At 58.9% G+C, this 24778-nt stretch carries 19 protein-coding genes, 1 tRNA gene and 1 riboswitch; of the genes, 9 read left to right on the top strand and 11 right to left on the bottom strand.

Annotated features, from left to right (window positions below):
- Nucleotides 1-18: 18 nt before the first annotated feature.
- From DESPR_RS01390 to DESPR_RS01375, 4 genes are read right to left on the bottom strand one after another with little or no spacing between them, the layout of a single operon-like run.
- Nucleotides 19-2247 (bottom strand): serine protein kinase PrkA, encoded by a 2229-nt coding sequence (locus DESPR_RS01390; RefSeq protein ID WP_015723018.1) that lies wholly within the window; start codon nt 2245-2247, stop codon nt 19-21.
- Nucleotides 2248-2275: 28 nt separating this feature from the next.
- Nucleotides 2276-3907, bottom strand: a complete 1632-nt coding sequence (locus DESPR_RS01385) for a SpoVR family protein (protein WP_015723017.1) — start codon at nt 3905-3907, stop codon at nt 2276-2278.
- Between the two features lie 22 nt (nt 3908-3929).
- A complete protein-coding gene (locus DESPR_RS01380) occupies nt 3930-5321 on the bottom strand; it encodes a DUF444 family protein (protein ID WP_015723016.1) in 1392 nt (463 codons plus the stop codon).
- Between the two features lie 28 nt (nt 5322-5349).
- Entirely contained in the window at nt 5350-7410 is a 2061-nt protein-coding gene (locus DESPR_RS01375) for a serine protein kinase PrkA (RefSeq protein ID WP_015723015.1), read from the bottom strand.
- Between the two features lie 569 nt (nt 7411-7979).
- A riboswitch (cobalamin riboswitch) is annotated at nt 7980-8161 on the bottom strand.
- Nucleotides 8162-8436: 275 nt separating this feature from the next.
- Here DESPR_RS01375 and DESPR_RS01370 point away from each other — a divergent pair.
- Entirely contained in the window at nt 8437-10158 is a 1722-nt protein-coding gene (locus tag DESPR_RS01370) for an HD domain-containing phosphohydrolase (protein WP_015723014.1), read from the top strand.
- A 34-nt stretch (nt 10159-10192) separates the two neighbouring features.
- On the opposite strand, the gene DESPR_RS01365 is transcribed toward DESPR_RS01370, so the two are convergent.
- From DESPR_RS01365 to DESPR_RS01335, 7 genes are all read right to left on the bottom strand, one after another.
- Nucleotides 10193-11371, bottom strand: a complete 1179-nt coding sequence (locus DESPR_RS01365) for a citrate/2-methylcitrate synthase (RefSeq protein WP_015723013.1) — start codon at nt 11369-11371, stop codon at nt 10193-10195.
- A gap of 130 nt (nt 11372-11501) precedes the next feature.
- Complete coding sequence (locus DESPR_RS01360) at nt 11502-12716, bottom strand: AI-2E family transporter (RefSeq protein WP_015723012.1); 1215 nt, start codon at nt 12714-12716, stop codon at nt 11502-11504.
- A 42-nt stretch (nt 12717-12758) separates the two neighbouring features.
- Nucleotides 12759-14042, bottom strand: coding sequence for an adenosylmethionine--8-amino-7-oxononanoate transaminase (bioA, locus tag DESPR_RS01355; RefSeq protein WP_015723011.1), 1284 nt, complete (start codon nt 14040-14042; stop codon nt 12759-12761).
- 4 nt (nt 14043-14046) lie between these two features.
- Entirely contained in the window at nt 14047-15015 is a 969-nt protein-coding gene (bioB, locus tag DESPR_RS01350; RefSeq protein ID WP_015723010.1) for a biotin synthase BioB, read from the bottom strand.
- A gap of 24 nt (nt 15016-15039) precedes the next feature.
- Nucleotides 15040-15663, bottom strand: a complete 624-nt coding sequence (locus tag DESPR_RS01345; RefSeq protein WP_015723009.1) for a hypothetical protein — start codon at nt 15661-15663, stop codon at nt 15040-15042.
- Between the two features lie 5 nt (nt 15664-15668).
- On the bottom strand, nt 15669-16250 hold the full coding sequence (gene amrA / locus DESPR_RS01340) for an AmmeMemoRadiSam system protein A (RefSeq protein WP_015723008.1): 582 nt from the start codon (nt 16248-16250) through the stop codon (nt 15669-15671).
- A 191-nt stretch (nt 16251-16441) separates the two neighbouring features.
- Nucleotides 16442-16960: an LEA/WHy family protein gene (locus DESPR_RS01335; RefSeq protein WP_015723007.1), complete on the bottom strand. Its 519-nt coding sequence runs from the start codon at nt 16958-16960 to the stop codon at nt 16442-16444.
- A gap of 118 nt (nt 16961-17078) precedes the next feature.
- On the opposite strand from DESPR_RS01335, the gene DESPR_RS01330 reads away from it, so the two are divergent.
- From DESPR_RS01330 to DESPR_RS01295, 8 genes are all read left to right on the top strand, one after another.
- Nucleotides 17079-17168 (top strand) — tRNA-Ser (locus tag DESPR_RS01330).
- A gap of 163 nt (nt 17169-17331) precedes the next feature.
- On the top strand, nt 17332-18561 hold the full coding sequence (locus DESPR_RS01325; protein WP_015723006.1) for a tyrosine-type recombinase/integrase: 1230 nt from the start codon (nt 17332-17334) through the stop codon (nt 18559-18561).
- A gap of 236 nt (nt 18562-18797) precedes the next feature.
- Entirely contained in the window at nt 18798-19604 is an 807-nt protein-coding gene (locus DESPR_RS01320) for a hypothetical protein (protein ID WP_015723005.1), read from the top strand.
- A gap of 162 nt (nt 19605-19766) precedes the next feature.
- On the top strand, nt 19767-19982 hold the full coding sequence (locus DESPR_RS01315) for a helix-turn-helix transcriptional regulator (RefSeq protein WP_015723004.1): 216 nt from the start codon (nt 19767-19769) through the stop codon (nt 19980-19982).
- Between the two features lie 379 nt (nt 19983-20361).
- Entirely contained in the window at nt 20362-20922 is a 561-nt protein-coding gene (locus DESPR_RS01310) for a hypothetical protein (RefSeq protein ID WP_015723003.1), read from the top strand.
- Nucleotides 20919-21686, top strand: coding sequence for a CHC2 zinc finger domain-containing protein (locus tag DESPR_RS01305; RefSeq protein ID WP_043769496.1), 768 nt, complete (start codon nt 20919-20921; stop codon nt 21684-21686). The genes DESPR_RS01310 and DESPR_RS01305 overlap by 4 nt, the downstream gene beginning before the upstream one ends.
- A 23-nt stretch (nt 21687-21709) precedes the next feature.
- On the top strand, nt 21710-23716 hold the full coding sequence (locus DESPR_RS01300) for a toprim domain-containing protein (RefSeq protein ID WP_043769494.1): 2007 nt from the start codon (nt 21710-21712) through the stop codon (nt 23714-23716).
- Nucleotides 23717-23739: 23 nt separating this feature from the next.
- On the top strand, nt 23740-24759 hold the full coding sequence (locus DESPR_RS01295; protein WP_015723002.1) for a hypothetical protein: 1020 nt from the start codon (nt 23740-23742) through the stop codon (nt 24757-24759).
- The last annotated feature ends 19 nt before the right edge of the window (nt 24760-24778 follow it).

Raw genomic sequence — 24778 nt, 5'->3', positions numbered from 1 at the left:
CCAGCAAATCGACCGTTCTCAGGGGATGAGCTGCCCGTAGTTGATCTGCTCGGAAAAGACCCGGGCCAAGTTGTTGTCGATGACGTAGATGCAGATTTCCTTGGCGCCCTGACGGGTATAGCCGAATTTTTTCTGCAGGTTGTGCATCATGAAACGGACATCGCTCTGGATCTTGTGATCATAGGTCTTGAAGGACTCCTGATCGAACTCCTTGACCGCGCGGCGGAAATTCTCGTTCTCCAGAAAGGGGTCGAGCACCTTTTCCTTGAGATGGTGGATATAGCGTTCGTGGAGGTGGAGGTACAGCGCGGTTTGGCTGATGTCCAGGTTGTCGCGCAGGATTTCCTGGGTGAGGGTGGTGGTGGTGTACGCCTTTTGCACGCTGTTGCGGAAGGCCGTGGCGTCGGCGGACGAGACCATCAACCGGGACTCGATGCGTTGAAAGAAGGCTTCGTTGATGTCCAGCCGCTCGCCGGTGAAGCGGCAGGTTTCGCTGGTCCCGGGTTCAAAGTTGACCGCGAACAGATAGTTCTGGATGTCGCGGGCGATCTGCTCCTCGTTGTAGTCGTAGAGCGATTCCTTGACCGACTGCAACACGGCGTAGTTGTACATCCGCAACAGGGAATCGAGAAAGCCCATGGGCAGGAAGGTCTTGTCCTTCTTGCAGTATTTGCGGAAGAAGAGGCCGAGCATCGACATGTCGATCAGCTTGTCCTCACGGGCGTAGCGCGCATAGAACTCGTTGAACATGCGGATGGAATCACGACCCGACAACCCCTGCCAGCCGTCCTGTTCCGATTCGGCGATGATTTTCAGCCGCCGCTTGGAGGTGAACCGCTCCACGTCCTCCTCGCTCAGCCAGGGCGGGATGTGGCCCGTATAGATCTCCATCTTGAGCAGCTGCAGGTTCTTGTCGCAGTAGAGCGCATACTTGTCCGGATCCTGAATCCATTCGAGCATGGCCTCCGACCGGGTCCGCAGCCGGGTGGCGACGATCACCCGGGCAAAGTTGTGCAGCACCCGGGGGAGAAAACTGGCATCGATGTGCCGGCCAAAGACCTCACGATAAATCTCGATTTCAGTTTTAATATCGAGAATATAGGGAATATTGACATATTCGATCCGGTCGGAGAAGGCAGCCAGATCGGTGAGCACCTTCTTGTCCTCTGGGTTCATCAGGGCGAAAAACAGGGAATTGACCCGCTCCTCGACATGATCGACCTTGTGCACTCCGTCGCTGATGATGTTGTGCAGATCCATCAACCGCTCGGTATTGTGCGACTTGACGTCCATCAAGGCATAGATGCCGTTGTTGCTCTTGGCATAGCCTGAGTAGAGATAGGGCACCTTGCCGGCGGGCGAGAACAGACTGTTGAGGGTACGCTGCACCTCGTCGTCGGTGCGAACATTGCGCTGCGAGCGCCGGTCGCCGGGGTTGAACACCGAAATGCCGGCCCCCAGCCGCCGATTGAACACATACGGCCGGGCAAAAACATGGTCCAGCACCTTGAGGGGATCGCCCTCCTTTTTCAGCAGCTCCTGGTAGAGCGACAGGCAGAGGGTGCAGGGCTCCTCGCGGAACACCCATTCGTATTTCTTCTCGGTGAACAGCTGGGCCTTGAACCGGTCGTCCTCCAGCAGCTCATCGAGGAACTGGCGCCGGATTTCCTTGGGGATGAGCAACAGCGGGTGATCGTGACTCGGGCAGGGCAAGGTCAGCCAATGGCCGCCTTCCCCCTGATCGCTGCCCATGGTCTGGCCACCAACCGATTCGGGAACCTTCAACCGCCATACCACCTCGAACCGACTGCCTTCCGGAGTGTTGGCATACTGTTCGAACTTGCGCAGCAGGTTGTTGAGGAAGGTCGATTTGCCGCTGCCGTGCGGACCGTCGAAAATATAGATCTTGTTCTGCTGGTCGCCAACCGAAAGCGATTCCACATGGCGAACCAGCCGGTTGGCAAAGAGACGATCGGCAAAGAAGGGCCGGTCCGAGCCCTCGACAAACAGGCGGCTACAGTCGTAGTGCAGATAGTTGATCGATTCCGGATCGTTGCGGTATTCGTCAAAGCCGTTGCGGACAAAATGATGTACCATGTCGGCATAGACCTGGGTGACGTTGCGGATATTGCGTTCCGGCCGCTCGACCACCTCGCGGAGGAATTGCGTGAACGACAGCTCCGCCTGCCGATTGTGATCGCCCCGATACTTGTGCAGGGTCTGCAAGGCTTTGGTCAGTGCACCCATAACGTTCCCTTTCCTTGTCGCCGAGCCGTCATTCCGCGAGCGTCCGCGACAGGGTCCTGTCTTTCATGGTGAAACGGAACCGTTTCCAGCTGATGGTCCGCTTCGGGGTTTCTTCCCGGGGCTGTCCGTCCTCTTTGCCCGCCTTGACCGGAATGGGCACGCTGGTATAGAGATGCACCTCGTCGCCCCAGAGAAACTCCACCCCGAGCAGCACCCCCTGGATGAAATCGCGCAACAGGGGTTTCCCCTCGAACACATGGTCAAGCACCAGGGCATTGTTCTCCGCCACCGTCACCTCGACGCGCGGTGGATGATACAGGCTCTCGGCCACCATCTGTCGGTAATCGACGGCCTTGCGGCTCTTGACATAGTACTGCCAGGTCATCCGTTCCCGGTTGAGCCGTTTGCCGGCGACGAACAAGCGGTAGCGGTCAACAAACTCCTGGTCGATGAAGCTGTTGATAAACATTGAATCGCAGTAGTTCTCGCGGATGTGGAAGATGTACTCCCTGCCCTGGCCGGTGGCCCGGTCAAAATGGCGCCGCTGCTCACGGTCGGCGGTCTGAAAGTATTCCAACCCGGTGCGTCCCTTGTCCGCCTGCTCCTCCAGATGCTGGAACAACCGCAGCCCCAAGGCATAGGGGTTGAGCCCGACCCGGGGCATGGAGGTCACCTTGGCGTTGACAATGGCGTAGTCGACCTCGTGGCCCCTGATCCGCTCATCGCCGAGGAAGAGGGTGTCATGCCAGTAGGAGGCCCAGCCCTCGTTGAGGATCTTGGTGCGGATCTGCGGCTGGAAGTAGAGCGAGGTCGAACGGATGACCTCAAGGATCATCAGCATCCAGCGGTTCTTCTCCTGGTTGAGAAAGGGCGAATACTCCATGAGAAACTGGAGCAGGTCCGTGCGGCCGACGCTCTTTTTTTCCTTCAGCTTCCTGGCGTGCAAACTCTCCAGTTCGGTATACTTCTCGGTGACGCTCTTGACAAAGCGCAGATCCCCGTCTTCGGGATACTCCCTGCACATCCGGTTGTAGCGTTCGATCTCCCGGGAATAGGTGCTCACCATTGTTTTCGGCCCGCGCTGGAGAAAGACATCGAAGTAGTAGTCGAGCAGACTGAGGGGCTGGTCGCCGCCCGCTTGGCCGACATCGGCCAGCAGATCGAAATAGCCCACCAGGTTGTCGATGGTGCGGGCGAACTCGATCACATAATCCACCCAGCGCCCCTTTTCCGAACGCAGCTTGGCGAACAGCCGTTTGTCGGCCAGGGCCCGGCCGGTGAAATCGTAGTCCCAGGTGTGGCGGAAGAAGAGATTGTTCTGAAAAAAATCGATATGGCCGATGACGTGGTAAAAAATCATCACGTTGAGCCAATCGGGATTGTTGTCGTTGTAGTAGGAAATCGGCGGCCGGGTATTGATCACCGTCTCGTAGGGATTGTTGGGATACAGCTCGTAGCGGCCCTGCTCGCGCAGCACCTCCACCTCCTGCACCCAGTAATCGTAGAGGGTGGGGATCATCACCTTGGGGCCGAGTTCCAGCATGTCGCGGTTGGTGACCACGTATTCCAGGGTCTCGTCCTCGAAGCGCAGGCCTGCCTGCCGGGCGCGTTCCTTGCACCCCTCCATGATCCGTTTGGCATGCTGACTGATCAGTTCCATACTCGCACCGGAGGCCCCGCCCTCATTCAGAAATCAGATGTTTGATGCCCTCGATGATCCGCGTCTCGGTGCTCTCCTTGGACATCACGTCCAAGCGCAGCAGGGCCTTGCGTGACTCCAGCAGACCGGACTTGCTCAGATATTTTTCCACCTCGGTGCGACGGGTGCCGTCGAGACCGTTCTCGGCAATGGTGATCCCCACGCGGCTGGCGTAGACGAGCATCTTTTCCAGTTCGGGCAACGACTCCTCGCCGTAGGTATCCCAATCGTCGCCGTCGGTGCCGTGGAAAACGTAGATGGAATAGTCGCGGGCCAGTTCCTCCTCGGCCACGATCCGGTTGACCAGACGGTAGGCCGAACTCACCTGGGTGCCGCCGGCCACCTGCATCTGGTAATAGGCCTGAAAGTTCTCCACCTCCCGCGCCTCGGTATCGTGGAGGATGAAGCGCGTTTCCACCTGATTTTGGTACTGGTAGCTCAGCCAGGCGTAAATGAGCACGTGCTGATTGACTACCAACTCGGTCGGCTTGCCGGCCATGGATCCCGAATAGTCGCGAACAAAAAAGACCACCGCCTGGGACTCGTAGTCTTTTTCCTTGGACAGGATGCGGTAGACCCGGTCACGGGGCGAGACCATCAGGGTGTTGACATCGACCGGGGTGCCCGCCTGCAAGCGCCCCAGAGCGATGTTGGTCTGCAACACCCGCTTCAGGGTGGCCTTCTTGTCGAGGATCTGGCCAAAGCCGCGATTCTTGTCGGTCAGGTCGTAGGCAAAACGGGTCAACGAGCGTTTCTTGCCCTTATCGCGCAGGTTGGGCAGGGCGAACTGTTCGGTGAGGATGCGGCCCAGATCGTAAACCGTGGATTCCAGTTCGTGGGTGCCGCCCTGGCCCTGCCCGGCGCCACTGCCGCCGCCCTGCTGTTCGCGGATCGGCTGCTCGCCGATCACCTCGCCCTCTTCACCCTCGCCAGCCCCGCCTTCGCCTTGCCCCTGGCCTTCTCCACCCTCGCCTTCCTCCTCTTCGGGGATGCGGTCGTGGATCAGCTTTTCCTCGACCGTGGTCGGGATGACCACCACCTTGTCGTCGCCGTCCCGGCCCGGCTTGACCAGCTTGCCCACTCGGATCTTGCGCGGAAAGCCGTCTTTTTCCCGCTGCAGGTCACGCTGGAGCAGATGATCGAGCGACTGGGCCGCCACCAGCGACATCAGGGGCGACGGATTGCCCTGGCCGAGCATCTGCGGATCAGTGTAGCTGTACAGCGAACGGGCCACAGGCGGCGGACCGATCAGATGGTCACGTACGGGATCGCTCCCCTGCTCGGCCATCGCCAGCTCGCGCTCGATCACCCGCCGCTGGTCGTCGGTCAGTCCCTTGGCTTCGAGCCGCTGATAGAGTTGCCGTAATCTGTACATGGCTGCCCCTGGTCCGTTGCCTCCACCCTCAGTTCTCATCCACCTGGGTACAGAAGTACTCGATGGTCTTCTGGGCGCAGGTGACACAGTAGCCGAGCTTGTTCAGCATGGTGTCGATCATCCGGTCGTAGAGCTTCTGGTTCTCCTCGTTGGTGCGGTTGGCAAGCGCGCCAATCAGGCTGCCGGCACCGGCGATGTCGGATTTCAGGCGAACATCGGTGACCGCCTTGACCAACTCCAGATTGTCCATGAAATCGTAGTCCGGATTGACCGAAATCTTCTGGCCATAAATCTTGCGGATCGAGGTGCGGAAGCTGTCTTTCTGCTCGCGGATCTTCAAGCCGAGGCAGGCTTCGACCGAATCGATGTAGCGTTCGTCGATCTTTAAGGCCTGCAGTTCGCCGGTCTGGGGGTTCTTGTACTTCCACATCCGATCCACGCCCAGGTTCTCGGCGTCGATGCCGATGATCATGTTGACGTAGTTGAGCACGTCCTTGCGGATGGCCAGCGGTTCGTCCATGTAGGCGTTGAACATCTCGGTCATGATCCGCTCGCGGTACAGTCCCTTGGCGATCTTGAGATCATCGAGGAATTTGGCCCGGTCAGCCGCCTCGGACACATAGTCGAGGATCACCCGCTCCAGCGCCGTGAACACGTCGTAGGCGAACATGCACTTGCCCTCGTTGGTCTCCGAACTCTCGAGCATCAGCTGCATGGTGCGGCCGAGGTTGCGCTGGCCCAGTCCCTTCTGGCCGAAACGTTTGGTGATGTCGTGCTCCTGGTTGAGGGTGTCGATCACCTCGGCGAGCGTCTTCAGGCTCTTTTCGCCCGCCACCTCGCCGGCGGCCAGCTTCATGGTCTCGATCGGGGTCAGCTTCTCCGAGCGCGGCAGACGGGTGAGGACCACGGCCACCGAGGCGGCGTAGTTGAGGTTCGGGTCCTGGTGCATGACGTTGCCGGTGAGGGTGGTCTTGGACTCGTTGCCGATGGCGTAGGCGGTCAGATCGCGCTGCTGACGGTAGTTGGTGTTGTGCGACACATAGCAGATGCGGCAGCGGTCGATGATCGGCGCTTCTTCCTTTTCGGCGAGGAAACGGTTGAATTCCGAGTTGTTGCTGGTGGCGATGATCAGGGTGTCGATCGGCCAGCGGTAGCCATCGATCTCGATGGTCCGGTTCTGAATGATCCCCAGGTACACTTGCACCAGGTCTTTCTTGTTCTTGTAGATCTCGTCGCTGAAATGGATGCCGCCGCCGGCCACCCGGGCCAGGGCTCCGCGCCGCAGGTCGAACCGGTAGGGATTGTTGGTGTCGGTGATGTGCAACAGCCGTTGGATCGACTCCTCGCCGAGCAGATCCACCGCCGAACTGGTGATCTTGTCCTTGGCCGGATATTTGCCGGTGACCGTGCCCAAACTCTCCACCAGCGGCACCGGCACGATCTCCACGCATTGCAGCATCGCCTCGACGTCGTCGCCGCAGAGCGTGCGAATGTCGTTCCAGATATAAGCCGAGCAGGCGCCCAGCGGCCGGTAATTCTCGGCCCAGGTCTCCAGGGTGGCGTCGCTGACCTTGCATTTCTTGGCGAGGTACTGCATCGATTCGCTTTTGCTCTCAAACAGATTGAGGGCCAGGATCATCGGATCCTCGTAGGTCTGCGACTCGATCATTCTGATGGCGCCGTAGCTGCCGATCCGGTCGAGATTGGTGAACCGAAAAGTGTATTTCCGATTCTTGGGCCGAGAGAGAAAATCGCGGTACAGACTGCACAGATACTCGACCAGGAAGGTCTTGCCGTTGCCCGGCTCGCCGACGAGGACAAAGGCCATCTCCTTGGAGGAGCCGCCCTGGGAGGCGTCCTTGACAAAGGAGACGAACGAGTTGATCTCGTCGTACATGCCGATGATGTGTTTCTTGCCTTCGCGGAAGATGGTGAAATCAAAGGTGGATTTGCCGTTGACCGTGACCTTGTTGATGTCCTTTTCCAGGATCATCCGGCTGACACTTTGAAAGGCATTTTCAAAAACCCGTTCACCTTTTTTGACAGCAAGGATGTGGGCATGCAGTGAAGTGTTCTTCGGGTCGGTCATCTTGTTCCTCCTTGACCAGATCAGGATACGTTTGCCAGAGCGGATTGTTTTTATTATCGTTATAACTTCATCGAAAATCAAGGGGTTATTGAGACAAACACCGTTTTGTCGCCTGCGGGGCGAGAGAGAGGAAGGCTCTCGGCGCGCCGGAGGCACCCGGAACCGCAGAAAAAGGAGGCGACTCGTTTGCAACTGGGATCGCCTCGCCCATTCTTCCCGAACGACGGGGTCGAATGGCTTCGGGCAGGTCACGATGGGGGCAGGAATGCGATACAGGGAGGCAGGAGGAGAGCGGGCGGCAATATCGCCGGCAAACAATACCGCCGCCGCGCATCCCGGACATGGCCAACAACAAACCTTGCTTCCTCACACAGGCCCCTTTCGTTTCAAGGAGCCGTTCCACGGAAAAGCGGCAGCGTCCACACACGATGCGCTGCCAGGCGTTCCGTCCCTGCGATCCGGGAGCCGCGCTGAATCGACAAAAAAAATCCCCGGATCATTGTGTGCAAATGATCCGGGGATGCCCTGGTTGATCCTCGTCTCGGCGCCGTCTCTCAGATCCGCGGAGAGCGACTGTCACGCTTCAGGCAGGTATTCTGACTTCCGGTTCACCCTTCCACCACGCCTTCCCAACCTGAAGGTCAGTGACTGAACTGTGGTGGTCGTCCCCGGTTACAGCGGCGGGCCCGTCTCCGAATTCCACGGAGTTCCCTATTAATCCTCGAAAGGAACCTGAAACTTGTGTGTAAAGGAACTTGATTGAGCCGGTAAAGTCAAGCGCAATGTGCACACCCTGTCCAGCGGCAGATCACAGCCGCCGATTGGCCTGTCAACGGGAAAACGCGGAAGAATCCTTGCTGATCTTGGACATAGCCATTATGTTGCGCGCATGAGGGACACATCGCGCGCGGCGAATGCACCGCGGCTTCGGGACCGCCGGGCTGCGGGGAACACCGTTGTTCCGGTTTGAGCGCCGATGTTCGTCTCCTGTTTCTCAACCAGCCATCCCCCGCCTCGGTACCGTGCATGGAGAAGGAAAAAAAACGAAAATTCGCCCATGCCATCTCCATCAGGATCGCCCTGCCGGCCCTGTTCACCATTCTGCTGTTCGTCACCGCCACCTTTGTCATCATCCTCCCGTCGTTCAAGGAAAACCTGTTGGAAAAAAAACGGGAGATGCTGCGGGAAATGGCCGAGATCGTCTACGATGTCATCGCTGCCTATGAGAAGATGGAGCGCAACGGCGAGATGAGCCGCGAGGCTGCACAAAAGCAGGTTCTGCAGATCATTGCCGACCTCCGCTACGGTCCGGCCAACAAGGATTACTTCTGGATCAACGACATGAACGCCCTGATCGTGGTCCACCCCTACCGCCCCGATCTGCGCGGCGAAGCGGTCCCGGATTTCCGCTATCCCACGGGCAAGAACCTGCTGGAAGAATTCGTCCGGGTGGTCAAGGCCCAGGGTGCCGGTTATGTGGAATATCTCTTCCAGTGGCAGGACGACCCCAACAGGATCGTGCCCAAACTGTCCTATGTCAAGGGATTCGCGCCCTGGGGCTGGGTAATCGGCACGGGGCTGTACATTGACGATGTCAATGTCGAAATCGGCCTGATCGCCAAACAGCTCAACGCCATTGCCACCGTCATTCTCCTGCTCAACGCCTTTCTCGCCTTCTACATCATCCGCCATACGGTGCTGGCCGATCGGGTGCGGCGGATCATCTGGGAAGAGCGGGAACGGCTGCTGACCGCCCTGGAAGAGAGCAACGAGCGGTTCCGCTCCCTGGTGGAAACCACCAGCGACTGGATCTGGGAGATCGATCCGGCCGGGGCCTATACCTACAGCAGCCCCAAGGTGCGCGATCTGCTGGGGTTTGCGGCCGAGGAGATCATCGGCAAGCAGCTGGAGGACCTGGTCGCCGTTCAGGAACTAGACCGCACCAGCCGTATTTTCAAGAAACTGATCGCGTCGCGCAAACCGTTCAACGGCTTTGAAACCGTGTGTCAAACCCGGGACGGACGAGTGGTGGTGATCGAGAAAAACGGGGTGCCGGTGTTCGGCGATGACGGTGAGCTTTTGGGGTACCGGGGCATTGCCCGCGACATTTCCGAGCGCAAGAACGCCATCGAGGCCCTGAAAAAGAGCCGCGACGAGCTGCACACCAGTTTGGAGGAAACGGTCAAGTCGCTGGCCCTGGCCGCCGAAAAACGCGACCCTTACACCGCTGGCCACCAGATGCGGGTCGACACGCTGGCCTGCGCCATTGCCCGCGAACTGGGCTTGCCGGAGAAGCAGATCGAGGGGCTGCATTTCGCCGCCCTGCTGCACGACATTGGCAAGATCAGCCTGCCCTCGGAATACCTGGCCAAACCGGCCCGCCTCTCGGCGCAGGAACGGGCGATCATCAAATGCCACACCGAGGTCGGTTACGAGATCCTCAAGAACATCCCCTTCCCGTGGCCGGTGGCGGACATCGTCTACCAGCACCATGAACATCTCGACGGGTCCGGCTATCCGCGCGGGCTTACCGACAAGGAAATCCTGCTGGAAGCGAAAATCCTCACCGTGGCCGACGTGGTCGAGGCCATGAGTTCGCACCGCCCATACCGTCCCTCCCTGGGTCTGGAAACGGCGGTGGAGGAGATTCGTTCAGGCCGGGGCGTTCTCTACCACGCGGAAAGCGTGGATGCCTGTCTGCGCCTGATCGCGGATAAACGGGTCGATTTGACCGCGGCGGCGTGGTGACCGCGGGGCCTCGCCTTCGCCCCGCCCCCAACCCTTATTCCCGTTTGTTCACCGGCGAATACTCGCAGCCCATCAGGCCGCAGTATTCACCCACGTACTGGGCCTGGGGCCGATAGAGCGCCGGTTTGCCCTGGGCGTCGGCGAACTGCTCCTCGATGATATGGGCGCACCAGCCGGCGACCCGCGAAACGGCAAACACCGGAGTCATCAGATCGGTGGGAATGCCCATAAGGTAATAGACCGGCGCCGAGTTGAAATCAACGTTGGGCAGGATGGTGGTCTTGCCGCGCTCGGCAAAGATGGCCAAGGCGGTTTGCTCGATCCGCTGGGAGATGCTCGCCCATTTGCCGCCGGTCTTCTCGCCCAGCCGCTGGCCCATTTTCTTCAAGTAGACCGCGCGCGGGTCGCCGGTTTTGTAGATGGCGTGCCCCATGCCCATGATCCGGTCCCCCTCGCTGAGCTGTTTCTTCACCCATCCCTCGACATCCGGTTCGTTTTCCAGCTTGAGCAGCATTTCCATCACTTTGGCGTTGGCGCCGCCGTGCAGGCTGCCGGACAGCGCCCCCAGGCCGGCGGCCACCCCGGCATAGAGGCTGGCCCGGGTGGACACCACCTCGCGGGCGGCAAAGGTCGAGGCATTGAAGGTGTGGTCGGCATGGAGAATCAGGCAGACGTCGAGGTCGTGGGCCGTGGCCGCATCCGGTTTTTTCCCCTGGAGCATCCACAGGAAGTTGGCGGCATGGTCCAGGTCCGGGTCCGGTTCGAGCACCGGTTGGCCGGTGCGGATACGGTGCCAGGCGGCCACCAGAGTGGGCATCTGCGCCAGCAGACCGATGGACCGCTGCAGGCAGACATCGCGGTCCATGGTATCGCTGTGCTGCTCGGCCATGGCCAGCAGCGGCACGCTCGCCTGGAGCACATCCATGGGCCGGGCATCCTTGGGCCAGTGACGCATGCTCTCCAGCACGTACGGCGGCACCTGACGCATGCCTTTGACCTGACCGGTAAATCCTTCCAGCTGTTCGCCTGTGGGCAGGGTGCCGAACAGCAGCAAAAAGGCGGTTTCCATGAAGGACGAATGGTCGGCCAGATCCTCGATCCGATAGCCCCGGTAAATCAGTACCCCCTTTTCGCCGTCAATGAAACTGATCGCCGAATCGGCGACGGTCACTCCACGCAGCCCTGTATTCTTGACCCGGGTCGCTTCGCTCATGCATGCCTCCAACAAGCTGTTTTAATTGAAAAGTGATGACGCCTTGCGGCCCGTTCCCGCGCTGATCGATCACGCGCCGCCACCGGTACCGCTGCCGATGGTCCAGGCGTACCGAAGAAAGGCGGGACGTTCAATCCCTCTTTCCGTTTGTGTCGCCGCTTGTCCGCTCCTCCGCTTTGGGGGCGTCCTCCCCGGCCGTGCGAGGCGACTCCGCGGTTGCATCGGATACCTCTTCGGCAGTCAGGGAGTCCGGTACGGCGCCCCCACTCGGGTTGTGGTTGAACAACGGCCCGACATCGGGCAGATAGGCCTCGAAGGCCTTGCCGTAGATCTCCCAGATGGTGATGAACAGGGCGGCGACGATCGGACCGATGATGATGCCGAGAACACCGAACATGGAAATGCCGCCGAGGGTCCCGAAGAGGACGAACAGGTCGTGCATCTCGGTGTCCTTGCCCACCAGCCGGGGACGGAGCAGATTGTCGAGGTTGCCGGCCACCGCCCCGCAGAGCACACCGAGGATGACCGCACCGAAAAATTGTCCCTTGAGGGCGAGGATGATCAGGGCCGGCACCCAGACAATGGCCGTGCCAAAGGCGGGAATGATCGACATCACCGCCATGACCGTGCCCCAGAACACCGGTCCCTGGATCCCGGCCAGGGCAAAGGCCACGCCGCAGATGAACCCCTGGAGCGCGCCGATGATCAGCGTGCCCTTGAGGGTGGCCTTGGTCACCGAGGTGAACCGCCGCAACAGACGACGTTCATCGCGGTCTTGGAGGGGGAGAAAATAGAGGATCTTGGTGAGCAGCACCTCGCCCATGGTGAGGAAGTAAAACATCACGTAGAGCATGATCACGCTGCTGAAGACCGCGTTGACGGTCAGCTTGGTCACCTCCGAGAGGCTGTTGATGAGGAAGGTGGAGAGATTGCCCACCATCATCCCGGCTTTTTCGATGATCACCGCCCGGTAGGGGAGAATTTCCTTGTAATAGGGAAATTTTTCCATGTAGGCGGTGATCGCGGTCGGCTCGTTGATGAAAGACTGCACCCAGGGGGTGACCGACTGGCTGACGCTGATGGCCTGGCCGACCACCACGCCGACAAGGATGGACAGCGGCGCCAGCACCAGCACCACGATGCCGACGATCACCAGGATCGAGGCGATATTCTCCCGATTGCCGATTCTCGCGGTCAGCCAACGGTGGGCCGGGCTGAGAATGGCGGAGAAGATGCCGGCCATGAACATCGGCATCAGAAACTGCCGGATCATGTCGAGGAACAGGGCCGAGATGAGCAGCACCAAGGCCAGGAGCACGCTTTTATTGATCAGTTCCCGTTTCATCGCTTGCCTGCGGCAAAGGAGTTGGAAGAACGGCGGCTGCGGTCACTGGACCATTGCCGCCGCCCGAACCAGGGCGCTCGTCAGCTGCGACAATTCGTCCGGTTCGATGATGAAGGGCGGCATGAGGTAGAGCAGACGGCCGAAGGGACGAATCCACACTCCCTGGTCGACGAAAAAGCGCTGCAGCACGGCCATGTCCACCGGTTGTGTGGTCTCAATCACCCCGATGGCGCCCAACACGCGGACATCGGCCACGGTGGGCAGGCTGCGGGCCAATTCAAGCTCTTGTTCCAGCTGGCTGGCGATGGCGGCCACCCGCTCCTGCCAAGGCGTTGCCCGCAACAGGTTGATTGAGGCACAGGCCACATGGCAGGCGAGCGGATTGCCCATGAAGGTGGGCCCGTGCATGAACACGCCGGCCGCGCCGTTGGAGACGGCGGTGGCCACTTCGGTGGTGGCCAGGGTGGCGGCCAGGGTCATGGTGCCGCCAGTGATGGCCTTGCCCGCGCACAGGATATCCGGAGCGACCCCGGCATGCTCGGCCGCGAAGAGAACCCCGGTGCGGCCAAAGCCGGTGGCGATCTCATCGAAGATCAGCAGCACGCCGTAGCGGTCGCACAGTCGCCGCAGGCCGCGCAAATACTCGGGATGATAGAACCACATGCCCCCCGCGCCCTGGACAATGGGTTCGATAATCACCGCCGCCGTCTCGTGATGGCGCTCGGCCAGCAGCTCGGCCATGGAGGCCAGATCGGACTCGTCCCATGGGCCGCCAAAGCGGCAGGTGGGGCGGGGGGCAAAGAGTTGCTGCGGCAGGGAACGCTCGAACAGGGTGTGCATGCCGGTGATCGGGTCGCAGACCGACATGGCATGGAAGGTGTCGCCATGGTAGCCGCCGCGCACGGTGAGCAGCCGGTGCCGCTCCGGCCGGCCCATGGCCTGCTGGTACTGCAGGGCCATTTTCAGGGCCACCTCGACGCTGACCGAGCCCGAGTCGCAGAGAAAGACCTTGTCCAGCGGTTCCGGCGTGAGTTGCACCAGGAGCCGGCCCAGCTCCACCGCCGGTTCGTGGGTCAGGCCGCCGAACATGACGTGGGCCATGCGCTCGCTCTGCTCGCGGATCGCCCGATTGAGCACCGGGTGGTTGTAACCGTGGATGGCGCACCACCAGGAGGACATGCCGTCGATCAACTCCCGGCCGTCCATCAGCCGGATGCGCACGCCCGAAGCCGAAGCCACCGGATAGACCGGCAGCGGCCGGGTGGTCGAGGTGTAGGGGTGCCAGAGGTGGTCGCGATCGAATCGCAGCAGACTGTCGCTGGCCATGGTCTTATCCGCGCGCAAAGGTGAAGCCAAGCTCCGTGAGATGGTGCAGATCACCGGCGATCCCCGAACCGGTGGTGGTCAGGTAGTTGCCGACAATGGCGCCGTTGGCGCCGGCGGTGAAGCAGCGGTACTGTTCCTCGCCCAGCTGCTGCCGGCCGCCGGCCATGCGGATCACCGCGTCGGGATTGATGAAGCGGAACAGGGCCACCGTGGTCAGGACCTCGTCCACCGACAACGGTTGCAGATCGGCCAACGGCGTGCCCTCAATGGCGGTGAGGATGTTGACCGGGATCGATTTGACCGCAAGCTCGCGCAGCTCAAAGGCCATGTCGAGTCGATCCTCCATGGTCTCGCCCATGCCGATGATGCCGCCCGAACAGAGCGACATGCCGGTCTGGCGGGCCAGGCGCAGGGTTTCGACCTTTTCCTCCCAGGTATGGGTGGTACACACCTGGGGAAAATAGGTGCGGCTCGCCTCCAGGTTGCAGTGGTAGCGCCGCACCCCGGCCGCATACAGATCGCGGGCGATCCGCTCGTCAAGAAAACCGGCCGAGGCGCAGAACAGCATCGAAGTGGTCTGGGCCATCTTCTGATAGAGGTGAGTCAGCTCTGCCACCGTCTCCGGCGACAGGCTGCGGCCGCTGGTGACCAGCGAAATGCGATGCACGCCGTGCTCGTCGTTGTCCCGGGCCTGGGCCAGGGCTTCCTCCTCGGGAATCACGGTATAGGTGTCGATACCGGTGCGGTGGCGCGCCGACTGAGCGCAGAATCGGCAGTTCTCGGTGCAGTTGCCGCTCTTGGCATTGATGATCGAACAGAGGTCGAAGTGGTTGCCGCAGAAATGACGGCGGATGGCATCGGCGCTGCGATAGAGCTCCTCTTTGTCGCTGCCGAGCAATCGCGACGCGGTGGACCGGTCGATCTGGCCGCCGGTGAGAATCGTTTCTGTGGCCTGGTGTACGATGGAGTCCATAATGTCTGGGTGCCTTGACGGCGATCAGTTCCGGTTGGTTTTAATGTCCCTGGGCGGGCCGCCGACAATCATCTCGGCGATGGTCAGCTTGATTTTGGGGAAGAGGCCGCGTTTGTCGCCCAAAAAACGCGATTCCAGCTGCGCCAGCCGCTTGTAGAGGATGGTCCGGTCCATGGCCGGAGCATCGGTTTCCGCCGCATAGGTGGCCTTGACGATCTCCTGGCAACGAAAACAGCCGGGGAAGCGGAGATGCTGGCCATCCGGCCGGGTCAAGGTGGCCGGCACCCCGTGGGTGCGGCAGATCATCAGGCGATGCGTGTACAGGCCGCACAGGCCGTCCTCGTTGAGCGGGCACATGATCTGCGGCCGCTGGCCCCGGGCGATCAGCACGCGACTCTGCTCCACATAGTCCCGCGCCCGCTGCATGATCCGATCCAGACGGGCGTCATCCAGGGCGCGAATGCCCTCCCACAGGTAGGCCCATTCGCAATAGGTGTAGTGGAGGAAATAGGAGTCGCAACAGTTGTCCGGACAGCCCTCGCAGGTCAGGGTGATGGCGCGGGCCACCTCGTCGTAGGCGGTGGCCATGGAGGCGTAGATCTCGCTGATCTCGCAGGAGAGTTCCGGGGGAAGAAACAGTTCTTTCATGGGGTTCACCCGTCTGCGCGGGGTTCCTCGAAGGATTGGACCTGATAGGTAAAAACGCCAAGCGTTCCGGAACGCCAAGCGCCTTGCGCCAAACCGGCCTTGCGGCACAGGTGGCCAAGAAACTGGTCCGGGGCGGGCAACTGCTGCCACACCTGGGGCAGGAAGGTGGCGCTCGCCCCGCCCGGTCCCTGGAGAATGACCCCGTCCACGCCCGGCCGCAGCAGCCGCAGCAGATCGTCGGCATTTTCATAGGCGAGCGGCTGGGGCTCGGTGAGCACCGAAACCTCCACATGGAGCGCCGGCAATTCGGCCGTGGTCAGCGGCTCGAAGCGATAATCGTGGAACGCGGCATTGAGGGCATTGCGCCGGGTACCGTCGACGATGGATTCCGCGGCGGCCAAGCTGCCAATGCAACCGCGCAGATCGCCCCGCTTGTGCAGGGTGACGAACACTCCGCGCCGTTCCTGCAAGGCCGGATCGCGCAACTCCTCGGTGGTGACCGGCCGTGACGGCGTCATGCCCAAATGGCGTTCGATCTCCTGCCGCGCCAGGCGGACAAGGACTTGTCCCTGTTGTTGGCTGAGCATTATCATCTGCCTCCCTGATGCCCCCGTCAAAAAGGCCTGTACTCTAAAGCACGGGCTGATCCTGTCAATACAATTGTGCTGGACTCCAAGGGAGGCAGGCGCTTGGGGAGAGAAAAGCGTTCAGCGGCAGGCAAGGGGGAACAAGAGACGTCGAGCATCGGCTTCCCGGGGAGAAGGCGAGCCCATCGGCCTCACCGGTACTGGCTCAGCCCCTTGAGGGAGAGCTCTCCCGTGGATTTGAACGGCACTTCCTTCTTGAAGCCATGAATGCCCACCCGGACCTTTCCCTGGAGGGTATAGGGCACGGGTTCATCCTTGGAGGGAATCTTGCCGGCGGTGTGCAGCAGGTCGGCCACCGAGGCAATCATATCCAGTACCGAAGCGTAGACTTCCACCGGCACCACCGCCGTGCCGAAGGCCGGCACGCTCTGATTGCTGTCGCCGATGCCGCTGGCAAAATGGCGTTTATTGATTTCCAGATCGCAGTCGATGCCGTGGAGGTCGAGGGCGACATCGTTGGGGTTCAAGATCCGCAGTTTGATGAGGAAAACGCCTTCCAGCGCCTTGACTTCCTGGATGCGAATATCGGCAATGGACACCTTGGGATCTTCCTTGAAGCCATACATCGCGGCACAACCGTTCAGCAGCAACAGGGTACACAAAAGTGTCAGGAAGGCGGGGATTTTCGATTGCAGTCCAGAGAAAAACATGGCCGCTCCTTGGGTGGAAATGACGATGCTCTTACTTAACCAGGGGGAATGACAAAGTCAACAGCGCGATGGAACAGTTGACGTTCCCGCCAGAAAACGGTATCAATAGCCCCGACGCGGAGAAGTGCCGGAGTGGTTGAACGGGACGGTCTCGAAAACCGTTGTGGGGGTAACTCCACCCAGGGTTCGAATCCCTGCTTCTCCGCCAAAAATCGTTCCACAAAGTTCCATAGAGGTCACAAAAGCCATTTGCTACCAAGCATTTGGCTTTTTTTATTTTCCGCTGAGTTCCACAGAGTTCATTGACAGCCGGTCCTTGGCGATGGTATTTTTGATGGTATCTCGACAATCTTGAATCCAGGTACCATCAAATGCTCGTTGATACCGCCATCAAAAACGCCAAGCCAAAGGAACAGCCCTATAAGCTGACCGACGGAAAAGGGCTCTACCTTTTGGTGAAGTCCACCGGCAAATATTTTCGCTTCAATTATCGTTTCCAGGACAAGCAGAAAACCCTGGCCCTGGGGGTGTACCCTGATGTGTCCCTGGCCGGCGCCCGTGAGCGGTTGGCCGAGGCCCGCAAGCTGATTGCCGACGGCATCGACCCCGGCGAACAGAGGAAGATGGACAAGGAAGCCGCCACCAACCTCAACAGCGTTGAAGCGGTGGCCCGTGAGTGGTTCCTCAAGAACAAGCACACCTGGACGGACAATCACGCCAGGGACATTATCACCCGCCTTGAGGCCAACGTCTTTCCGTGGCTTGGCCGGACGCCCATTGCCGATGTGACCGCGCCCATGTTGCTGGCCGTGCTCCGCCGGATAGAGGATCGTGGCGCCATAGAGACGGCCCACCGCATCAAGCAGATGTGCGGGCAGGTGTTCCGCTATGCCGTGGCCACCGGCCGCGCCGAGCGTGACCCAAGCGCGGATCTGCGCGGCGCCCTGCCGCCGCCACCGTCAAAATCCATGGCCACCATCACCGACCCCAAAGGGGTTTCCGCCCTGCTGCGGGCCATCAGGGGCTATAAGGGCGAAATCATCACCCGGTGCGCCCTGCGCCTGGCCCCGCTTACCTTTGTTCGTCCTGGGGAGCTGAGGCATGCGGAATGGGCCGATATAGACCTTGACCGCGCCGAGTGGAAGATACCGCCGGAAAAGCGGAAGCTGAAAAAGGCGCTGAAGGCGATACCGCAAAACTTCCATTTTGTGCCGCTGTCCAGGCAGGCCCTGGCCGTGCTCAGGGAGTTACAGCCGTTGACCGGCGAAGGCCGCTATGTGTTCCCCTCGTTGCGAACGGGCGAACGCCCCATGAGTGAAAACACCGTCAATGCCGCCCTGCGCCGCATGGGGTATGCCAAGGATGAAATGACCGGGCACGGCTTCCGGGCCATGGCCTCAACCCTGCTGCATGAACAGGGTTGGCCGTCGGACGTGATCGAACGGCAGCTGGCCCACAAGGAGCGAAACAGCGTCAAGGCCGCCTACAACTACGCCCAGCACATACCGGAACGGCGCAAGATGATGCAGGCCTGGGCTGATTATCTTGATGCCTTGGAGAAGGGGGCGGACATCATCCCCATTTTTGCAGCGGCCGGATAGCGGCCAAGCTGCCCAGAAGTTCCCGTTTATTTTAGAGGCGTGTTCCGCTAGGGGGGCCACCCTGCCATGAGGCGCACACGCGCCGGATCGTGCGCCGGTCCGGCCTTGCTCTGCGCACGGTGTCGATTTAAGGTTACAACGATTTGACAGGCTAGGATGGCCCCCGAAAAGCCGCAACCCTGGCGGCCTGCCTGTCAGTTTTCATTGCAGGGTGACGACCTGAGGGAGGTTGTGCGATGATTACTCAGTTCAAGGACTGGTATTCACTGGATGAAGTTGCGGAAATGTTTGAATGCAAGGTCGAAGACATCAACCATTTCATAGAGGCGAGAAAGCTAAATTTTGTTCTATGGCTTGAAGATGAGCCAGGTTACATCCACGATGGGAATACCAGCAGTGCGTACCCACCATGCCATACTCGTCTTTTTGGGTTATGGGATTTTATAGCGCCAACTCGACGGGGTGAAGGTCCAATTGTTTACCAAATTGACGCCGACAATCCTGAAGAAGGATTACATAAAAGTTTTCATGTTGCAGTGAAATCAAGATGGGAGGCATTGGAACTGGTACATGAAAAGAAATATCCGTTTATGATATATCATGAAGGATATGATAAATATATACTTGCCACTCAAGTATATACACTCGGGTGCAACAGCAAAACAGCGAAAAAAGTTATCCTCAGGACAGAGTTTGAAAGATTCAAGTCAACAATGACCAGCGCCAAAGACCATTCAAGTATGATTGCTGAAGTCATCGACAAGGAGCACCCTTGGTATTCAGAAAACCTTGCCCATGCTATCAATGCCTGGTTCGCCCTTTATGCCGACCATGAAGGCCATAAAGGTGATAATGCTTTTAAGCCGCATGGCGGCCACAAGAAAATGATTGAGAAATGGTTACAAGATCATTTTGACAAATCCATAACCCCTACCGCCCGCCAGAATATAGCCGCTATCGTTTCCCCGTGTAAATTCCCTGGTCAAGGATCATGCCCGCCATGGCATGACAAAAAGCACACCTCTGAAAAAAAACACCCCTGAGATTCAACCGTTCGATTTCAAACAAAAAACCACTTTTACACTCTTGATTTAAACCACCTTCCCCCCTGCAACGGGTTCTATTTCCCATCAGAAAAACGCTCTACTCTCCCGCCAGAACATTGAGAAGCAAATTGCTTCCTATAAACCCAAGGAGAATAGAGCATGTCAAGCCAAGCACCGCCGAAAACCCTACTCAGAAGGCCGGATGTTGAGAAGCGCACCGGCCTGAAACGCGCCCACATCTACGCCCTGATGAAGCAAGGGGAGTTCCCGCAAGCCGTACCTCTGGCCGGCCGGGCCGTGGCCTGGATTTCCGATGAGATCGACAACTGGATATCAGGCCGCATCCAGCAAGCCCGAAGCGGTAACGTCGCATAATATCAAGTGACGGGACCTTCCGGCGTGGCCATACCAATGATTTTTGCCCAGACTGTGCGGTATCCGCGAGGACCGCAAGGCGTTGACTGTCAGGGTCAATCCTCCTGGCAGTCTGGGCATTTTTACCTTGCGAACATAGCGGCTTTTCCGTATCTTGCGGATACCAAACTAGAAGGGTGGCTCCCGCACACCTTAAACCGGGAATTTTTTATTTGCGCCCAGCCAGTTGCCGACACCGCCCAAGGTGCTCAGGCACGGCTGGAGATAAGCGCACATCCAGAATTTGAATTTGCTCAGAGTGGGGGGTATCCGCGAGGACCCCGACGCCCTTCTAGGCGTGGTACCACTCTGGGCATTTTTATTTTCCGGAGTAATAGCCATGTTTGACCGTTCGCAAGAAGTTTCCGCCAGCACCACCTCTTCCTCAATCCCCACCATCCGCACCCCTCTTGATCTGCAAGACGCATTTGATGAGGCATGCCACGCCCCCCGCGCCCTGAGCGCGCTGATCAAAACAGCGCGGCTTTCCTACTTCGACCCGGGCGAATGCAGAGATGGTTCCCTTGCTGATCACATCGCCCAAGACCTGCAATGGGGGCTGTCAAAGCTCATCGATCTTTGCATCGATGAGCAGGCCCGCATCGTTGCCGGCTATGTGGACCGCTACCAGGACAGCGACGAACATTTGCTTCGAAAGGTGACCGCCACCCTGGAGCAGATCAAGACCGGCTGGTATGGAAATGATCAAGTCAAGATGGAACTGACCAGGGCCCTGGCCTGCACAGCGATTGTTGCGCAGCGCGGCGATATGCTTTCCAGCCATGCCATGGAGCTTGAAGGCCGCATCAAGGCGCTACTGAAGGAAAAGCAACCCGCCAACGGCGGCAAGAAACAACCAACCGCACCGCCGGACCAGCAAGGCCAGGGGGTGGCGGCATGACAGACGACTTCGCCCTTCTCAAAGACCGCACCGACCTGGCGGAGTACATCCGCCAGGTTACCGGCATGGCGACCACCAATGCCGGCGCCGATACCATCAACCTTGCATCGTGCCCCTTCTGCGGGGGGCACGACTGCTTCCGCATCACGCCATCAAAGCAGCGGTGGCACTGCTTCCAACTGTGTGCCCCTGGCGATAATGACGGCGACATCTACGATTTCATCCAACGCCTTAACCAGTGCGATAAGCACCAGGCGCTCAAGACTCTGGCCGAGTACCACGGCCACGAGTTGACCGGGGCCAAGGATCAACCAAAGCTGAGCCCTGAGGAAGAGCAGCAGCGCGACGGCCGCCGCCGCATCTTCACCAAGGCCGCCCTCTACTACCACGAAACCCTGATGAAGGATCACCGGGCCTTGGGCTATCAGCACGGCAAGCGGTGCCATGCTGACAAGACGCTGGTGGCCTTCATGGTGGGCTACACCGACGGCCGGCTCTGTGATCACCTCAAGGCCGAAGGTTTCACCGATGAGGCCATCGTTGCATCCGGCCTGGGGAAACCCAACGATGGCCGGATGCAGGATTTCTTCTGCCGTGACCTGTTCATCTATCCGCACCGGGACCGGCACAACCAGGTGGCCGGGTTCACCATCAAGGATCAGCGCAAGAAGTACAAGTACCGCTTGCCGGCCGAATATTGGCTTGAGGGGGGCACTCTGTTCTTCAACATGTCGGCTTCGCCGGGAAGGAAGTTTTCCTTGTAGAGGGCGAGAATGACCTGCTCACGGTGCATGGACGGGGCGGCCTGGCCAACGTGGCGGCCATCAACGGCCAGATATCAAAGGCCCAGCTCGACTACCTGAAATCATGGGCGCCGGGGCGGAAGCTATACCTCTGCTTCGACAACGACACAGCCGGGCAGAAATACACCGACAGCGTGTGCCAGGCGCTGCGGGAACACTGCCTGCCGCCGACGCTGGCCAGGCTCATGCAAACAGAGGCGGCCGAAGTTCGCCTGGTGCGCTTTGACCGTGAGGTGAAAGACATTGATGAGCACCTGCGCGGCCAGGACAAGCCGGCGGACGTGCTCGAATCGCTGATGAAAGGGGCGGAGCGCTACTATCCGCCGTTGACTGAGCTGAAGTCCTGGTACTCGCAGCACGTCAACCAGCAAGAGGGGAAGTTCGACTATGACACCTTCGGCAAGATCTGCTTCGAGTGGTTCCAGGCCAAGGGCAAGTTCTTCATCGACGGCGAAGACTGCCACCTCTACTTCAACAACCGAATTTACAAAATCGGCGCCAACACACCGTTCAAGGCCCTGCTCTACAGTGAGGCCGGTATTAATGCGGCCAACATCGGCGCCAGGATGGTCGTTCAGAACATCGAAAGCCAGGCCTACCTGAGGGGGGATCACACTTCGGTACCGGGTTGGATCTTCACCAACTTCAAGGAAAACACCGTCTATTTCAACCTGTGCGGGGAGAACACCACCCTGCTCAAAATCGGCCCTAGAAAGATAGAGGTGGTCCCCAATGGCACCAACTCCGAGCGGGTGCTGCTCCGCAATTCACCAAAAATGCACCCCCTGCGCTATCTCCATGACGCCGACGTGAAGAAGGGTATGGCCAGCATCAAGGCCCACATCTTCGACAACCTGGCGTGCGACCTGGCGGACAAATACTTCGTGGTGTGCCTGATCTTCAACGTTGTGCTGCTGCAATACGTCAAGGCCAGGGGTATCACCAAGTTTTCAGGCACCAAGGGGTGCGGCAAGACATCGGCGGCGTCGATGCTCTCCACGCTCATCTACGGTGAGGACTGCGTTACCACTGGTTCGGCCGCCTCTGATTTTTCCGAGGCGGCCATCTCTCCGCTGACCATTTCGGACAACCTCGAGTCGGACGCGGTGAAGGGCGGCAAACGCGATTTCTTGTTGACTGCGGCCACGGGTATCACCCGGCAGAAGCGGAAGGCTGGAAGCGATTCTGACAACGTATACGAGCGCTCTTGCACCCAACTGCTGGTGACATCCATTGAGCCGTTTTCCGAGCCGGAGTTGATCGAACGAACCAACGAGATCCTCTTCGACAAGAAGTTCCACAACCCGAATTTCCGGGAATCAATCGCGGTCGAGTCCGACCTTCGCGAGTCCAGGGACCTGATTTGGAGCACGATCTTCAAAATCATCGCCAACGACATCCTGCCCGGGATCGATGAGAAGAAATCCGACGCCCTGAAGGTCCTCCGCACCGATTATCCGGCGCACTCGAAAAAACGCCTCAACGAGCTGTATGCCATGCTCTTCATCATCTTGCAAGAGGTGGTCAAGTACATCTCGCAGGTAAAAGACCAGACCGGCAACACCGAAGCGCGGTGGATACTGGACGAATGGATTCGCAACCAGAACCAGCGGGCCTTTGCCACCGAGGCAGAGACCAACCGGATACTCTACGGCATTGAGTCCTTGCTCAAAGAATACGAAATCAGGCCGGATCGATTCGAGCAAGAATACGGTATCAAGGTAAATGCGGATCGGGACGGCAACGAGCTGAAGAAGGTCGTCTTTACAGCTTCGACAGGCACCATTTTCAGGGCCTTTGACTGGCTGGCCAAGGATCGGGGCATTGCCAACCCGTTTAAATCACCATCACAGCTTGGGGCCAGAATAACCGACTCCATAGAGGTGTTGCGGAAAGCGGGATGGATATTTGAGCGCGAAGCAACGAAATACAACGGGGAACGACGGCATCGCCTGAGCAGGGTGTTCAGGCGGGAAAAATCAAATCGCTGAGGCGAAAACAGAGGGGAAAAACGATGAGTTTTGCACAAGTCATTGAGAAGAAACGCGCATTGTTGGAAGAAATCAAACGGACCCGGAGAGGTCTTGATAAGCTCCCATCTCTCGACGTGATGTATCGGGAGCGAGGGGATGCACAGACGCGCATTGAGTCCATGAAGTCAAGGTATGGAACCGATGAGAGCATGTGGCCCGGGCATGTTAAGGCCGATTATCGCAACTTCAAGGAGACGGTAGACAGTGCTGATTCAAAGATGCAGGCCTGCAAAGATAAGAAAGCGCAGATTGACGCACGGCTGAACGACCTTCAGGAGCAGCTTGACGCCCTTGAGCAGAAGATAACCGTCGAAGACCTCTTGCCCATGCAAGAAGCGGTCAACGATGGAGCTCAGAAGATTCAAAAAATTGAGGACCTGATTGCTGAGGAAGAAGAACGTCTAGCTGTTGCCAAACAAGGGAACAACGACACACTGGCCAAGATGATCAGGGAAAGAGAGGACCTGATTGCCGATATCGCTTGCGGGGAATCAATAAACCAAGAACACCTCGATTCGCTCACCCTCGAAATATCAAAAGAGAAAGGTCTACGTTGCAGGCTGGACAAAGAGATTGCCGCAGCTTCCGAGAAAATACCGGGTCTCAAACGGAAGCTTGTGCAAGCAAAAAATGAAGTTGCCATTGCCGAACGGAACCTTTTTGACGGCCTGGCGATATTTCTTGAACAGGAGCTGGAAAAGGCCGGTGGAGAGTATGTGAAGCAGGCCGGCAACCTTGCGGCGGCATACTCCAAGGTGATTGCGCTATCCTCTGTTATCGAGAGGTGCGGAGCGCGAAAAGAGGTATTCGGGCCATACACCCGCAGTTTCAGCATTCCATCGTTCCGGTTGGATACCTGCATGGCGCACGATATCACAGATATGCCCGGCATGCTCTTCAAGTTTAATGGAAGCGATATTCAGGAAAAAATTGATGCAGAAATTGGACGGCTTATGGGCCTTGGGATCAATATTCAAGAAGGGAAACCTTCTTTTCTGTAAATGAAAACGATGTGACTGG

The organism is Desulfobulbus propionicus DSM 2032 (assembly GCF_000186885.1).
GTDB classification, from domain to species: domain Bacteria; phylum Desulfobacterota; class Desulfobulbia; order Desulfobulbales; family Desulfobulbaceae; genus Desulfobulbus; species Desulfobulbus propionicus.
Note: the sequence above shows the minus strand (reverse complement) of the source record. Positions and strands in the feature narration are given on the sequence as shown.